This window comes from Candidatus Firestonebacteria bacterium RIFOXYD2_FULL_39_29 (genome assembly GCA_001778375.1).
Classification (GTDB): Bacteria; Oederibacteriota; D2-FULL-39-29; order D2-FULL-39-29; family D2-FULL-39-29; genus D2-FULL-39-29.
In genome coordinates this window covers 38666-52937 of record MFGV01000005.1, presented here as the reverse complement: position 1 = coordinate 52937, position 14272 = coordinate 38666, and the positions used below count along the sequence as shown (strand labels likewise).

Here is a 14272-nt window from a genome sequence, read left to right as displayed (position 1 = left end):
CAGTGCGATACATGGCTTGCTCCTTTGGAGTGAATATGCCATATTATATCATGTTAGTAATTTAATTGCGACACAGTCTGAATACTTAATGATTAAATTACTAAACAAAATCATTGAAATATATTTAAATACTTTCCAAATATTAGTGCTTAGAATTTAATCCTTAGTCATTGTTTTTCTTAGTGCTTAGTGCTTTAATCTTAGTAATTATTTTGTCGCTTCGCTTCACATCTCCGTAATCCGTTCCTACCGTACGTCCAAGTCCGATTATTCTCGCCGTAACACACCCAAAGCACTTATCGGCGTCTTCATTAAGACAAATCTTATTCGGATAAATTTCATATAGCGGTCTGACCGCCGTCGGTGTTATATTCGGCATCATCACATTCGCTCCCGACTGAAGGGCTTTTTCCCGTCCAAGCGGATCAATCGTTCCCATAGCCGTAGTAGCCGGCATATGCGCATTAGGAAAAACCAATCTTAGTACTGCGATTAAACGGAGAGTTTGCGCTAAAGTTCCTCCCTTTTCATCCTTTAAAGGTGTTTCCTTATGCGGCAAAAAAGGACCTATTCCAATCATCTCAACACCTAATTCATTCAGCCAGATAATGTCTTTGGCTAAACTCAGCGCATCCTGGCCGGGTAAGCCAACCATTACCCCGCTGCCTAATTGAAATCCGAGTTTTTTCAAAATATATAAACAGTTCTTTCTGTATTCCAAATCACTGTCAGGATGTATTTTTTTAAATATCATCCGGTCAGTTGTCTCAATTCTGAGAAGATACCTATCGGCTCCTGCTTTACGCCAGGCGGTGTATGTCGCCTCGTTTCTTTCGCCCAAACTTAGAGTTACCGCCAGTTTTGTCTTGTTTTTCAATTCTCTTATTATCACCGGCATCGTTTCAGCGCTGAAATGGAGATCTTCGCCGGACTGAAGAACTATCGTTTTGTACCCGAGTTTCTCCGCCTTCAAAGCCGTTTCAAGTATTTCCTCTTTTGAAAGTCTATACCTGTAAATTTTATTATTGTCTTTTCGAAGCCCGCAATAGTGGCAGTTTTTCCTGCAATAGTTGGAAAATTCTATGAGCCCTCTTAAGTGGACAGAATCTCCCATAGTTTCAGTTCTCTTTTTATCCGCTGCGGATAGAAGCAATGTTTCATCCTTTCCTTTTGCCTCAAGCAAGGGAACAAGCCAATCAACAGCTAAAGCTGTCTCATTAATAGCAGCAGCTAAAGCCGTTGGGAAGTCATTATATTTATTCTTCCGCCTAGGCGGATTTCGCGAAGGATTTATGGTTCTATATTTACACCTTCGCTCAACTTTCTTCTTTTGCTTCCCCTTCTTCCCTTTCTGCACTTCCTTCACTTCCCCACTGCAATCTTCAGCGCCTGGTCAAGGTCTGCTTTTATGTCAGCAACATCCTCAATACCTACCGAGAAGCGGACAAAGTCGGCCGTAACTCCGGTTGCCACTTGTTCTTCAGGAGTAAGCTGGGAGTGCGTGGTAGATGCCGGATGAATAACCAGGCTTTTTGCATCCCCGATATTTGCAAGGTGAGAGAGAAGCTTTACTGAAGAGATAAATTTTTTCCCCGATTCAAGTCCTCCCTTAACACCAAAACCTATCAAACCGCCAAAGTTACCTTTGAGATATTTCTTTGCATTCGCATGCGATGTGTGCTCTTCCAGCCCGGGATAATTCACCCACGCTACGGAAGGATGCGACTTAAGCCACCCTGCAAGTTCCAAAGCATTCTTTGAATGCTGACGGACCCGAAGCCCCAGAGTTTCCACTCCCTGTATTATCTGAAAAGAGTTAAATGGGCTGATGCAAGGACCAAGATCACGAAGCAGGCTGACTCTTGCTCTTATTATGAACGCAATGTTACCGGCTCCGGGGAAATTTCCGAATACTTTCCAGAAATTTAGCCCGTGGTACGACGGATCATCTTCAGAAAGCTGAGGGAATTTACCGCTGCCCCATGCAAACTTTCCGGAATCAACAATTACCCCACCGATAGAAGTTCCGTGACCACCCAGATATTTTGTAGCCGAGAGGACAACTATATCGGCGCCAAAATCTATTGGTCTAAAGATACCAACTCCGACAGTATTGTCTACGATGAGAGGAATGCCCGCTTCGTGGGCTATCTTCGCAAGAGCTTCAAAATCCGGCACATCAAGTTTTGGGTTACCAATGGTCTCAAGATAGATGGCTTTGGTTTTGGAAGTTATTGCTTTCTTAAAATCTTCCGGTTTCTTTGAGTCAACAAAGACAACCTTGCGACCGAGATTGGCAAAGGTGTAATGGAACAAAGTATATGTTCCGCCGTAAAGATTATTAGCTGAAATAATCTCATCTCCCACCCCTGTTATACCGAGTAACGCAAGAGTTATTGCAGCCTGACCTGAAGCCACGGCCAAAGCTGCTACACCGCCTTCCAGTGAGGCTACTCTTTTTTCCAGAACATCCGTAGTCGGATTCATTAACCTCGTGTAGATATTGCCAAACTCCTTCAGACCGAACAAATTGGAGGCATGCTCCGCGCTGTTGAAAACATAAGAAGTCGTCTGGTAGATCGGAACCGCTCTTGAACCTGTCGTCGGATCCGGAACCTGCCCTGCATGTAAACCTATCGTATCTATACCTTGTGACATAAAATTGTCCTCCCTGTTAAGTTATTTTTATTTGAATAATGATTCTTCTCCTCTCAGGTTTAAAATTCGAAACCCGCAGAAAATTACTAAGACTTAAATTCTAAGCACTAAACAAGCATTAATACTTAACAACTAAATCTTAAACAAAATCTTTGAGCTTATATTATAAACCTCCTTATTTTTAGTGCTTAGTGCTTTGATCTTAGTAATTATTACTTCAGGAATTCCTGAAATAACCACGTCGAAAGGTATCTTTCTCCTGTATCCGGCAACAGCGCCACAATTAATTTATTCTTGCTCTCCGGTCTCTTTGCTATTTCTAATGCCGCCCATAGAGCAGCCCCTGAAGATATCCCCGCAAGAATACCTTCTTCTTTTGCAAGTATTTTCGCCGTATTTCCCGCGTCTTCATTTTTCACTTTAATATATTCATCTATAATCTTTTTATTAAGAATCTTTGGAATAAAATTTGCCCCAATGCCCTGAATCTTATGAGGACCTGCCTTACCTTCGGAAAGAAGCGGAGAATCAAACGGTTCAACCCCGATGATTTTTACCGAAGGTTTCCTTTTTTTTAAGACTTCTCCAACTCCCGTAATTGTACCTCCGGTACCAATACCGCTAACAAAATAATCTACTTTACCATCAGTATCTTTCCATATCTCTTCAGCAGTCGTTTTCCGGTGAGCTTCAGAATTTGCTTCATTTTCAAATTGCTGGGGTATATAACTGTTTTTATGATGCTTTCCCAATTCTTTCGCTTTTTCAACAGCCCCATTCATTCCTTTTGCTCCCTCGGTAAGCACAATATCCGCCCCAAAGATCCGAAGAATAGCTCTTCTTTCCAGGCTCATGGTCTCAGGCATAGTAAGGATAAGTTTGTATCCTCTTTGCGCCGCAACAAAAGCAAGACCTATCCCGGTATTTCCGCTGGTCGGTTCAATAATCACGGTATCTTTTTTTAGCAGGCCTTTTTTCTCGGCATCTTCTATCATTGCCAGGGCAATTCTTTCCTTCACGCTGTGAATTGGATTAAAACTCTCAAGCTTTACTGCAATTGTCCCGTTTAACCCGGCATTAAGTTTATTTATCCGCACAAGCGGAGTATTTCCTATGGTTTTTGTTATATCTTTATATATGCCTGACATTGAATCCTCCTTTTGAAATAGATTCCACTTATACATAAATTACTGTTAAAACTTTACACGTTATCACGTTGCTCACGTCCAAATTATTGTACTATTATTAAATTCAACAACTCCAAAATGCAAACCCAGAATCTAGCGCCCAGAACCCAGCACCCTTTTTTAAATTTCATAATTTACTATATTTTTCTTTTCTAATTTTTCTTTTCTATCGCACATATCTTCGAAGGTAACCCGGTCAACAACTCCGTTAATCATCTCTCTGATATCCTTCCACAAAGGACGGAAAGGACATTTTAGCTCATCACTACACTTCGCATAACAGGATTTGCTTACACAGCTTACAGGAGATGTGTAGCCTTCCGTAAGCCTGACAATCTCACCTACAGTTATCTCCGCAGGGTTTTTTGCCAGGAAATACCCTCCATCCGGACCCCTTTTACTGTTAACATATCCCGCTCCTTTTAAAAGCAGTAAAATCTGCTCAAGATATTTAAGCGGTATATCCTGTCTTTTCGATATTTCGCCAATTCTGACCAACCCTTTTTTATAATGTGTTGATAAATCAAGTATTGTTTTTAATGCATAATCACCTTTAAACGAGATCCTCATTAAAGCCCTCCTTCTATACTTTGTCTATCATCTTAGTAGTGATTATAACAAAGACATTTCTATTTGTCAATAGTTATTCTGATTTTGTGCTCTTTTTTTTCTTGTAGCTGCTTACCTGCAGAGTAGGTTCACGTTCCGCTTTTTCATATTACCAACTTAAAGATATTTAACATACTTTTTTCTGCACTTGTTAAACTTTTTATTATAACTTCTCTATTCCTTTTTTTGAACAACCTGATAAATAGGCAAATATCTGTAATAAACTTCGAGCGAAAGGACAGCCATCGCTGTCGTATATGTTGCATTAAGATCTTTTTCATACCAGGTTGCACCCGGATAAGGTTTAAAACTTCCGTCTTCATTTTGTAATGGTACTATAAATCCCCTGAATTTTTTATTCCAATTATCCCAGCTCCCCCCCCCCACCTGGAATAACGCCAAGTTAAAATAATACATAGCATAATAACTATTAATAGCAGAAATATCAATAGACGTCAATAAATCAAGTATGGCCTTTGCCGAAGGATGTTTTAGTTTATCATTCATGGCAAGACAAAATATTCCTATTGCAGGGCAGGACCCGTACGACCACCTGTCATATTTTAGTTCAGGAGTATACGCTCCTTTGCAAGCTATTACAAATTCCATTGCCTTATCAATTGCTTTTTTAACTTCTTCTTTTTTTATCTCCGAATAATAAGCATCTTTCAGAGCCATAAGGCCCCATCCGGAAACCGATATATCCCCGTCTTTTGCATTAGGTCCGTATCTCCAGGCCCCTTTAGGATTTTGTTCTTGTGATTTTATTGTGGCATCCACACACCTGGTTACTCTCTCTTTAATACCGGAAGCACCTCCCACTAAATACGCCTCACTTAAAGCCATTGTACATATAAAATGTGTATACATGCTGTCGTTGCCGGATGTCACATTACCGACGATTCCTTCATCCGTTTGTGTTTTTACCAGATATTCAACTGCATTCCTTATTGTCTTTGCGTACTTATGCGGAGAATCACATCTGAACCCCGCTCCCAAAAATGCAAGTAACGACAATCCTGTATAACTGCCGTTATTTCTTGATCGTTTTTCATCTATCCAAGAACCATCAGGTTTCTGATTCTTAAATAAATATTCCAATCCTTTATTCACGGCAACTTCTGTCAAAGGGGTCCCGCCATATTTCTTTGCCATCTCTGTTCTGTTCATTCTGGCAGAGAAAATACCAATACCCGCTCCGATGCCTTTACCGATACCGGTACCCATGCCGCCACCCTCACTGCCGCCCGCTCCGACAATATCCAACGGCTTAACAACAGCACTTGACTTCGCTGCATCTGCAATCTTTGTATTGATGACGACTTTTGCGTCAGTAACTTTAATCTCTTGTTTGGCCGCAGACGGAATATCTACAGGTTTTGAAGACGGAAGTTGTTTTTGTGTTTCCCACTCCGGAGTTTCCGCCTTTCCACCGCCTCCCATTTGAAGGATGCCCCTAAAAACTGTTTTTCTCATTGTTGGATTTACAATGACTATTCCACTGACCAGAAAGAGGATCAGCAGGTGAGCGGTGAAGGAAACAAAAAAGAACTTTGATTCTTTGATCTTTTCTTTAATTTGCTTCATCAGATTCATTAAATATCCTCCGGTCGGGGTATTTGTTTATCTCAAGTTCCGTTTAAATCTACTAAAAATAACTAAAACAAAGAGTTTTCATAGAAACACGAATACTTTGATTATTCTAACTGAATCCGCTACTAATGTCAATCCGCCATTCGCACCTGTCAATGCAAAATAGAAATGTCCTATTCTCTGCAAAGTAAGAATGTCCTATTTTGCCAGTACCCAAGCATTTATTCTCCAGAAGCATTATCTAATAAACTTAAAAGAGGCGCCTTGCAAAACAAATATTGCAAAGCACCTCTTTTTGTTTTATCTTAATTAATGATGATGTCCGCCGCTATCTTCTTTCATCTCCTGTTTATCTTCTTTTTTTATATATTTTTCCGGGGTTTTTGCAAATTCATCGGGACACCAATTACAGCAAAAGTAATATGTTTTATCTTTGTATTCTCCGGCTTTCGTAACAGCCGATCCTGTAAATGTTTCTTCTTTAACCGGACAAAAATATTCTTTGCCAATCTCATCTTTTTTTAACCCGCGTATAATGACCTCTTTTTCCAGCTTCATGCCGCATTTCGGACATCTTCCGTCCTTTGTTTTTTCACCTCTGTAATCTCCCATAGAATCTGTCCAAATTTCTTTATATATTTTAATATCCGCCGCAATAGCTTCACTTTTTTGAACACCCGAAGAATCTTTACTCATACCCATATCCGTTGATTTCGTACAACCTCCCGGAACGAACACTACTGCCAATATCGCAAAACTCGAAAAGACTATTTTAATTTTCTTCATTTTATTTTTCCTCCTCTTTCTGCTTTTTCTGCACTTACTGTTCGTGCTGTATTTGTTTTTCCTGCTTCCCCTTCTTCATTTCAAAGTTCCATTTCCATATAGCATATATGGGAGGATATACCAATAACTCAAGAATAAAACTTGTTACAACTCCGCCTATCATCGGAGCTGCAATTCTCTTCATAAGGTCCGCCCCGGCTCCCATAGCCCACATGATCGGTATTAAACCCATAAGTATCGCCATCACCGTCATGGTCTTAGGACGGATTCTTTTCACCGCGCCATGCATTATCGCCTCTTCAAGATCCAAATAGGTTTTCATCTTGCCTCTTTTAACGCTGTCGTCGTATGAAATGTCAAGGAATAGGAGCATAAATACGCCGGTCTCCGCATCAAGTCCCAGGAGCGCTATCATTCCCACCCACACAGCAATTGAGACGTTATAGCCGAGGAAGTATAGAAACCAGACAGCACCCACCAGTGAAAAAGGAACGGCTGATAGAACTATCAAGGTCTTTACCGTGGATTTTGTATTCATATACAATAACAGGAAGATAACGAATAAAGTCAGCGGGATAATCACCTTTAAGCGCTCTTTAACGCGAAGCATATTCTCATACTGACCGCTCCAGATCAAAGAGTAACCGGCGGGCAGCTTTAATTTTTCATTCACTCTTTTCTTTGCCTCTTCGACATAACTGCCTACATCCCTGCCGGTAATATCCACGTAAACATATCCTGCCATCATTCCGTTCTCATCCCTTATCATCGACGGCCCTGTCTTAATACCGATATCAGCAATTTCTTCAAGCGGAACATTCTCGCCCGACATAGTTGTAACCAGTGTACGGCGGAACTTTGCAAGGGTATCCCTGTAATCACGCCCATAGCGTACATTGACCGAATATCTTTCCCTCCCGGCTATAACCGTAGTAACTGTCTCCCCTCCAAGCGCCGTCATTATTATATCTTCTGCTTCTTTTACGCTTAACCCATATCTTGCAAGTTTTTCTCTTTTCAGGTCAAAGTCAACAAAATACCCGCCGGTAACCCGCTCGGCATAAATGCTTCTGGTCCCCTGTACATCTTTTAAAAGCATCTCAATATTTGTTCCCAGTTTTTCAATTTCCTGCAGATCCGCCCCAAATATTTTAATACCTATAGGAGTTCGTACTCCGGTCGTCAGCATATCTATCCTGGCTTTAATAGGCATCGTCCAGGCATTCGTGACCCCGGGGAATTTCATTTTAGAATCCATCTCATTTATTATTTCTTCCCAGGTTATCCTGTCCCGCCATATCGGCCTGAATAATTTCTGCATTGGTTCCGGCAGTCCCGAGTACCATCTTTTATTTTTACGCCATTCACTCTCCGGCTTTAAGACCACAGTCGTCTCCATCATGGAAAACGGCGCCGGATCTGTCGCAGTTTCGGCTCTTCCAGCTTTACCAAAGACACTTTCCACCTCAGGGATGCTTTTAAGTATTTTATCCTGTGTCTGAAGAAGTTTCCGTGCCTCTGTAACCGATATTCCGGGGAGAGTAGTCGGCATGTACAGAATACTGCCCTCATTCAGCGGCGGCATGAACTCCGAACCCAGCTTCATATATACCGGTATCGTAAGCAGTACCAGAACTAAAGCTGCAGCAATTGTAGCTTTAGGATAATCTAACACAAACCTGCAAACCGGTCCGTAAAGTTTAAAAAGCACCTTGCTCACGGGATGACTTTCCTCTTTGTAATATTTTCCGACTAGTACCTGATTAAAAGACCAGGCCAGCCATTTGGGTTTAAAAGTGAAGTTATGCATCCTCATAAAGAGTAATCTTATCGCGGGGTCGAGAGTCAACGCCAAAACAGCGGCAATCGCCATTGTAAAAGTCTTTGTAAATGCCAGTGGCTTGAACAACCTTCCTTCCTGTTCCAGCAAAGTGAAGACAGGAAGAAATGCTGCAGCAATAACAAGCAAAGAGAAGAATACTGCCGGGACCACTTCTTTGAGTGCTTGAATGCGAACTTCATGGGGGTCCCCGACTTCTCCACCTTCTTTCCACAACTCAAGTTTTTTATACGCGTTCTCCACTTCAATGATAGCGCCATCAACAAGAACACCTATGGAAATCGCGATACCGGATAAGGACATGATATTTATTGGGATCCGGAATAAGAACATTAAACTGAAAGATAATAATATTGAGACGGGAATAGTTACTATAGGGACGATAGCTGAGGGTATATGCCACAAGAACAACATAATAACGAGACTCACTATTAGCATCTCTTCGAACAGCTGACTCTTTAAGGTCTCAATGGCTCGGTGTATAAGGTCTGAACGGTCGTAAGCCGTGACTATTTCTACGCCGGCGGGCAAAGAAGGTTTTATCTCTTCTAACTTTGCTTTTACGCGGTTTATAACATTCAGAGCATTCTCACCATGTCTGATAACTACAATACCTCCGACAGTATCTCCTTCCCCGTTTAAATCTGCGGAACCTCTCCTGATATCCGGGCCTATTACTACTTTACCTATATTTTTTATGAGAACAGGAGTACCCTGCATACTCCTGCCGACGACTATTTTTTCTATATCAGCCACATTTTTTATGTAGCCCTTTCCGCGAATCATGTATTCCGCACCGCTGAACTCTATCAACCTGCCGCCAGTATCATTGTTATTTGCACGGACCGCATCCGAAACTTTCATCAGAGGTATCTTGTAGCTCAACAAAGCATTAGGATCAATATTAACCTGATACTGTTTTTGAAAACCGCCGATTGAAGCCACTTCAGCTACGCCCGGAACGGACTGCAGATAATACCGCATATACCAATCCTGAAAGCTTCTTAAATCCGAAAGGTCATTTTTCCCTGATTTATCAACCAGCGTATATTGGTAAACCCAACCCACACCCGTCGCATCCGGGCCAAGTTCGGTACTCACGCCTTCCGGCAGTTTTGACTGGATCTTGCTCAGATATTCCAGAACACGGCTTCTTGCCCAATATATATCAGTACCATCCTGAAAGATTATGTAGACATAAGAAAACCCGAAATCAGAGAAGCCGCGAACGGCCTTTACTTTCGGTACTCCAAGTAAACTGGAAACGATGGGATATGTAACCTGATCTTCAATTATGTCAGGACTTCTGTCCCATTTTGAATATACAATGACCTGAGTATCAGACAAATCAGGAATGGCATCCAAAGGTATATTTTTGACCGCATAAACAGAAAAGAGTATAGCCGCCAGTGTAAATATTATTATTAATATTTTGTTTTTCGCAGAAAATTCAACTATCCGTTCGAGCATACGATAAACTCCTTGTTAAAATTAATCACTAAGATCTAAATTCTAAGCACTAAACAATTACTAAAACCTAATAACTAAATCTAAAACAAAATCTTTGTATCTATATTAATAAACTTCCTTTTTAGTGCTTAGTGCTTATTTCTTAGTCATTGCTTTTCTTAGTGCTTGTTTTATTTGGTCATTGACTTAAGTCTTGATTCTGAATCAATCAGGAAATTTGCGGAGGTTACAACTTCTTCACCTTCAGAAACACCGAAAATTACCTCGTAATAATTATCCCCTTCTGCCCCTGCTACTATTTCCCTCGGCTCATACACCCCCGAGCTTGTCTTGACAAACACGACTTTCCTGGTACCGGTATCCATTACGGCCGTAACCGGAATAGCCAATTTCTGACCCAACAGAACATGAACTAAAGTGTCGACATACATATCGGGTTTTAATAAGCCGCCCGGATTTTCAACTTCGGCTCTTACTCTCAGGGTCCTTGTCTCGGCATCAAGATATGAACCGACAGATATTACCGCACCTTTGAACTTTTTTCCCGGAACCGCGGTTGTAGAGGCCTCTATGACCTGACCTTCTTTTATTAATCCAAACTCGTAATCATACACCTGCGCGTAGATCCAGACGATTCCGCCGGACTTATTCGTATACAGAAGATTAGAGAATTTATTTTCTTTCACCATTCTATCCGCGAGTTCTACGGAGATACCCATATGCGCCAGTTTGAATCTTATGGCCTGAAGCATTTCTTCCGTTTGTTTCAGGTTTTCTCCGGAAATTTTACTGTTTTTCATATCAGCATAGGTGACAAGCGTCTGTTTGTACTCCGAAAGAGCATTATAGAGTTCTTCATCATGCGCCACTCTGCCGGACGCCCTGATATCCGCCGTTAAATTGCGCTTTGTAATTTTTTCGGTTTTCACACCTATAAGCTGTTCCTGCTCTCCGGTTATGGAAATTTTTTCCAGACCGGAAACCTTTGAAGGTTCTGCGTCCACCGTTATTTCTTCTTTTACCATATCCATACCCATGGAATCCTTCCCCGGTTTATCGGAAATTTCAACGGGCATCATCGTGGACCTGTAGATTATTTTCTTCTTTCCCTCTTCCTTATTTTCCATCGGGACCAATTTCATACCGCAGATGGGGCAATCCCCCGGTTTGTCGGCAATATAAGCAGGATGCATGGGGCAATGATACTTTATTTGTTTAACATCTTTGGCCCCGCTCTTATGTCCTTGGTAGAGGATTACACCGGTCGTACCGAGTAGAAGCACCAGAACCGCGATAATAACGTATTTTAACCCGCCCTTATTCAGTAATATCATTTATATTCTCCCCCTAACAGAGTTTCCATCCCGGAAAAATTCTTCTGATGTTCCGCCAGCTCCCGGTAATACTCCAATTCATATTTATACAAAGTCATCTGGCTGTCCAGCAATGTCAAAAAGTCCAGCTTCCCTGATTTATACCCTTCCTGAGAAATATTTATATTCTGCCTTGATTGCGGTAAAATGCCGGACTCGTACAATTCAATATTTGCCCTGTTTTTCGATATCCTTGAAACAATCTCCTTAAGCATAGAGGTGATAGTGTTAGTCGTATTTTCATACACCGCTTTTTTGACTTCTTTCTCAGCTTCATTCTCTTTCACTTCAAATCCCGCGCTACCCCAGAGAAAAGGCAGGCTCATATCCAGCATAAGAGTTATCATTCCGCTTCTTTTCATGCCGGTAACCGGATTATCCTGTCTCAGGCCATAAGAGAGGGAAAGATTAAAATCCGGTAAAAGCCGGCTTCCCGCAACGTCGAGGTCTGCTTTGTTTTTTTCCACACCGAGAGCGGCAATTTTCAACTCGGGATTGTCCTCCAAAGCTATTGCAATTACTTTTTCTTCATTAATTTCGGTTTTATTTCTTTCCAACACTGTATTTTCCAGTGTGATCTCTTTCTTTTCGTTTAGCAAAGCGCTCAATAACGCGAGAGCGGAATGTTTTTCCTGCTTTAACATATTAATATCCAACCCCATTCTGGAAACTTCCACCTGAGCCTTTAAGACATCCGACTGCATTGCGGTCCCGGATCTATATTTTTCATCGGCAATGGCGACTGTATTCATCAGGAGTTGTTTATTTTTCTCGGAAATATCCAGGGCTTTGTTTAGATAAACAATATCATAATAAGCCTTCGAGACATTCTCTTTTATCTCATTCTTTTTTTTCACTAATTCCTGCTCCGCAATCTTCACATTAAACCCGGCCGACAACCCCATTAAGCCAAGCTTCCCGGGAAACGGTAGCATTTGCATAAATTTAAACTCCAACATCGTCATATCTTCTTCGTTAAAAGAAAGAGAATTTGCAGGAAGATTCACAATCCCGGCGCCAATTTTCGGTTCTTCCAGTGCGGACTCTTTACGCGAAGTTATCTCAAGGGTCTTGACCATCTCCTTCAGTGACTTTATCTCCTGATTATTTTCCAGAGCCAGACCTGTTAATTTCAGCAATTCACTATCTTCAGCGTAAAAACTCACGCTTGCAAATAAAAGCACCGCCGTAATATACCTGAACTTCTTCATATCCCACTCCTTGAAAAAGATTCTCCGCCTTCAGCCCGCCTAAATGCGAGGTCTCGCAACAAACATTGTTGCGGACGAGATCTCACCGTAGGTGGACACTGATACAAACCTTCCCCTGATTCTTTTTTTGCTTTACACGCTTCCCCTGCTTCACTTTCTTCTTTTCCTTCTTTTACTTCACTTCCTTCACTTCGTTCTACCATTTCGGACTTTTCGAGATCATTATTACCGTAAGAATCAGAATACTTATAATGCCAAGACCGATACCGGCGCACACCGGATATTTATATTTGTCGCTGGAACCCCTACTTTCATTAAGATACGCACTGCCAAGAAGTATCGCGACGATGGCTTTTTCAATGCCAAAGAGATCAAAGAAAGATAAAGCACCGAGGAGAAGAACAGCAAGCGCTGTACTAGTTTTTAGATTCATTTGAACACCTCCCGCATTTGCACTCACTCCCCATTGCAACCCTGCAATACCTGCATACCTGCTCGCAGTGCTTATCACAATAAGAAGAGAACTCTACGAAAGAAAAAAAGCTCTTTCTTGAATCAGTCGTAACTGTCGTGTTCACCTTTTCTCCGGGAAGAGCATAAATATACGGCGAAACCAACGTAAATCCCATAAAAATAACCAGAATAGCCGCGCAAAGAGCCGGCACCGGAAGAATCCATTTTAGGAATATATCCATCGGGTTTTGCCCCTTAGAATCAGCTTGCTGAATTTTCAAAAACAATTTTCTATTGAAATTCAAAGAAGATTCAATATCTTTGAGTTTTGTAAGTATTTTATCCTGTTTTAAGTATATTTTAGATTCTTTCAAACAAGGAAGGCAAGAATCCAGATGCTCTTTTACTTGACTTTTCTCCACATCACTCAACTCCCCGTCGACAAAAGCAGGTATTTTCCTTCTTATTTCTTCGCATTTTCCCTTTGATATTCTCATCTTTTTACCCTCTATTATATTATACGACAATCGGAAGAAATACTTGCGGTTTATTTAAAAAAGGGGACTGACAACGTTCTCTTCGGTGTCTGTCCCTCATATTAACCTCAGTGAATTCTACAGCTGTATGTCAAAATAGCTCTCTGTTTTCCATAGTTTAAATTTGTCCAAAGAAGTTTGTAATAAAATCTAAATACCCATGTTTCCCTCTGGATTGGCTATGTTTTTCAGCGGATTTTTTTATTTTTTTCAAGCAATAGACAACTTCATCCACGGTTTTTATATTTGGGTTCACATCTCTTTTTTCTTCCAATTTAGCCCTGCCCAGGCTCCAGCCGCTTATCGCATAAACACAATCAAAGATACAGCTTTCCCTTTCTGAAAGTGAGTAAGAGCGCGGTTGCCTTCCGGCTTTTTCCGCATTGAATATTTCTATTACAATTTCTACAACCCTGATGACATCATAATCCGTAATTTCAGAATTTTCCTTATATTTCTTAACTATATTGGTTTCCAGATTAGCCAGTACGTCAATGTATTTATCTTCAACCATAAAATCCCCTTTTGCATTGTATGCTGAAAACAACAGGTCGCT

General features: G+C 41.1%; 13 protein-coding genes. All 13 read right to left on the bottom strand.

Going from position 1 to position 14272, the window contains the following annotated elements:
• Positions 1-163: 163 nt before the first annotated feature.
• The 13 genes from A2536_07935 to A2536_07875 all read right to left on the bottom strand — a co-directional run bounded on the left by A2536_07935 (position 164) and on the right by A2536_07875 (position 14230).
• Positions 164-1222, bottom strand: a complete 1059-nt coding sequence (locus A2536_07935) for a [FeFe] hydrogenase H-cluster radical SAM maturase HydE (protein OGF48318.1) — start codon at positions 1220-1222, stop codon at positions 164-166.
• Positions 1223-1362: 140 nt separating this feature from the next.
• Positions 1363-2658 carry an O-acetylhomoserine aminocarboxypropyltransferase gene (locus tag A2536_07930; GenBank protein OGF48316.1) on the bottom strand — a complete coding sequence of 432 codons (1296 nt, stop codon included), beginning with the start codon at positions 2656-2658 and terminating at the stop codon, positions 1363-1365.
• Positions 2659-2870: 212 nt separating this feature from the next.
• Positions 2871-3806 carry a cysteine synthase A gene (locus tag A2536_07925; protein OGF48315.1) on the bottom strand — a complete coding sequence of 312 codons (936 nt, stop codon included), beginning with the start codon at positions 3804-3806 and terminating at the stop codon, positions 2871-2873.
• A 159-nt stretch (positions 3807-3965) separates the two neighbouring features.
• A complete protein-coding gene (locus A2536_07920; protein ID OGF48314.1) occupies positions 3966-4415 on the bottom strand; it encodes a hypothetical protein in 450 nt (149 codons plus the stop codon).
• Between the two features lie 213 nt (positions 4416-4628).
• A complete protein-coding gene (locus tag A2536_07915) occupies positions 4629-6050 on the bottom strand; it encodes a hypothetical protein (GenBank protein OGF48313.1) in 1422 nt (473 codons plus the stop codon).
• 306 nt (positions 6051-6356) lie between these two features.
• Positions 6357-6833 carry a hypothetical protein gene (locus tag A2536_07910; protein ID OGF48312.1) on the bottom strand — a complete coding sequence of 159 codons (477 nt, stop codon included), beginning with the start codon at positions 6831-6833 and terminating at the stop codon, positions 6357-6359.
• Positions 6834-6867: 34 nt separating this feature from the next.
• Entirely contained in the window at positions 6868-10143 is a 3276-nt protein-coding gene (locus tag A2536_07905) for a cation transporter (GenBank protein ID OGF48311.1), read from the bottom strand.
• 170 nt (positions 10144-10313) lie between these two features.
• Complete coding sequence (locus A2536_07900) at positions 10314-11477, bottom strand: hypothetical protein (GenBank protein ID OGF48310.1); 1164 nt, start codon at positions 11475-11477, stop codon at positions 10314-10316.
• Positions 11474-12727, bottom strand: coding sequence for a hypothetical protein (locus A2536_07895; GenBank protein ID OGF48309.1), 1254 nt, complete (start codon positions 12725-12727; stop codon positions 11474-11476). The genes A2536_07900 and A2536_07895 overlap by 4 nt, the downstream gene beginning before the upstream one ends.
• The gene (locus A2536_07890) at positions 12724-12930 is read right to left on the bottom strand and encodes a hypothetical protein (protein OGF48308.1); all 207 of its coding nucleotides are present in this window, start codon (positions 12928-12930) and stop codon (positions 12724-12726) included. The genes A2536_07895 and A2536_07890 overlap by 4 nt, the downstream gene beginning before the upstream one ends.
• The gene (locus A2536_07885) at positions 12924-13160 is read right to left on the bottom strand and encodes a hypothetical protein (GenBank protein OGF48307.1); all 237 of its coding nucleotides are present in this window, start codon (positions 13158-13160) and stop codon (positions 12924-12926) included. Before A2536_07885 ends, A2536_07890 begins: the two co-directional genes overlap by 7 nt.
• A complete protein-coding gene (locus A2536_07880) occupies positions 13144-13677 on the bottom strand; it encodes a hypothetical protein (GenBank protein OGF48306.1) in 534 nt (177 codons plus the stop codon). The genes A2536_07885 and A2536_07880 overlap by 17 nt, the downstream gene beginning before the upstream one ends.
• A 157-nt stretch (positions 13678-13834) precedes the next feature.
• A complete protein-coding gene (locus A2536_07875; GenBank protein ID OGF48305.1) occupies positions 13835-14230 on the bottom strand; it encodes a hypothetical protein in 396 nt (131 codons plus the stop codon).
• Positions 14231-14272 lie beyond the last annotated feature (42 nt).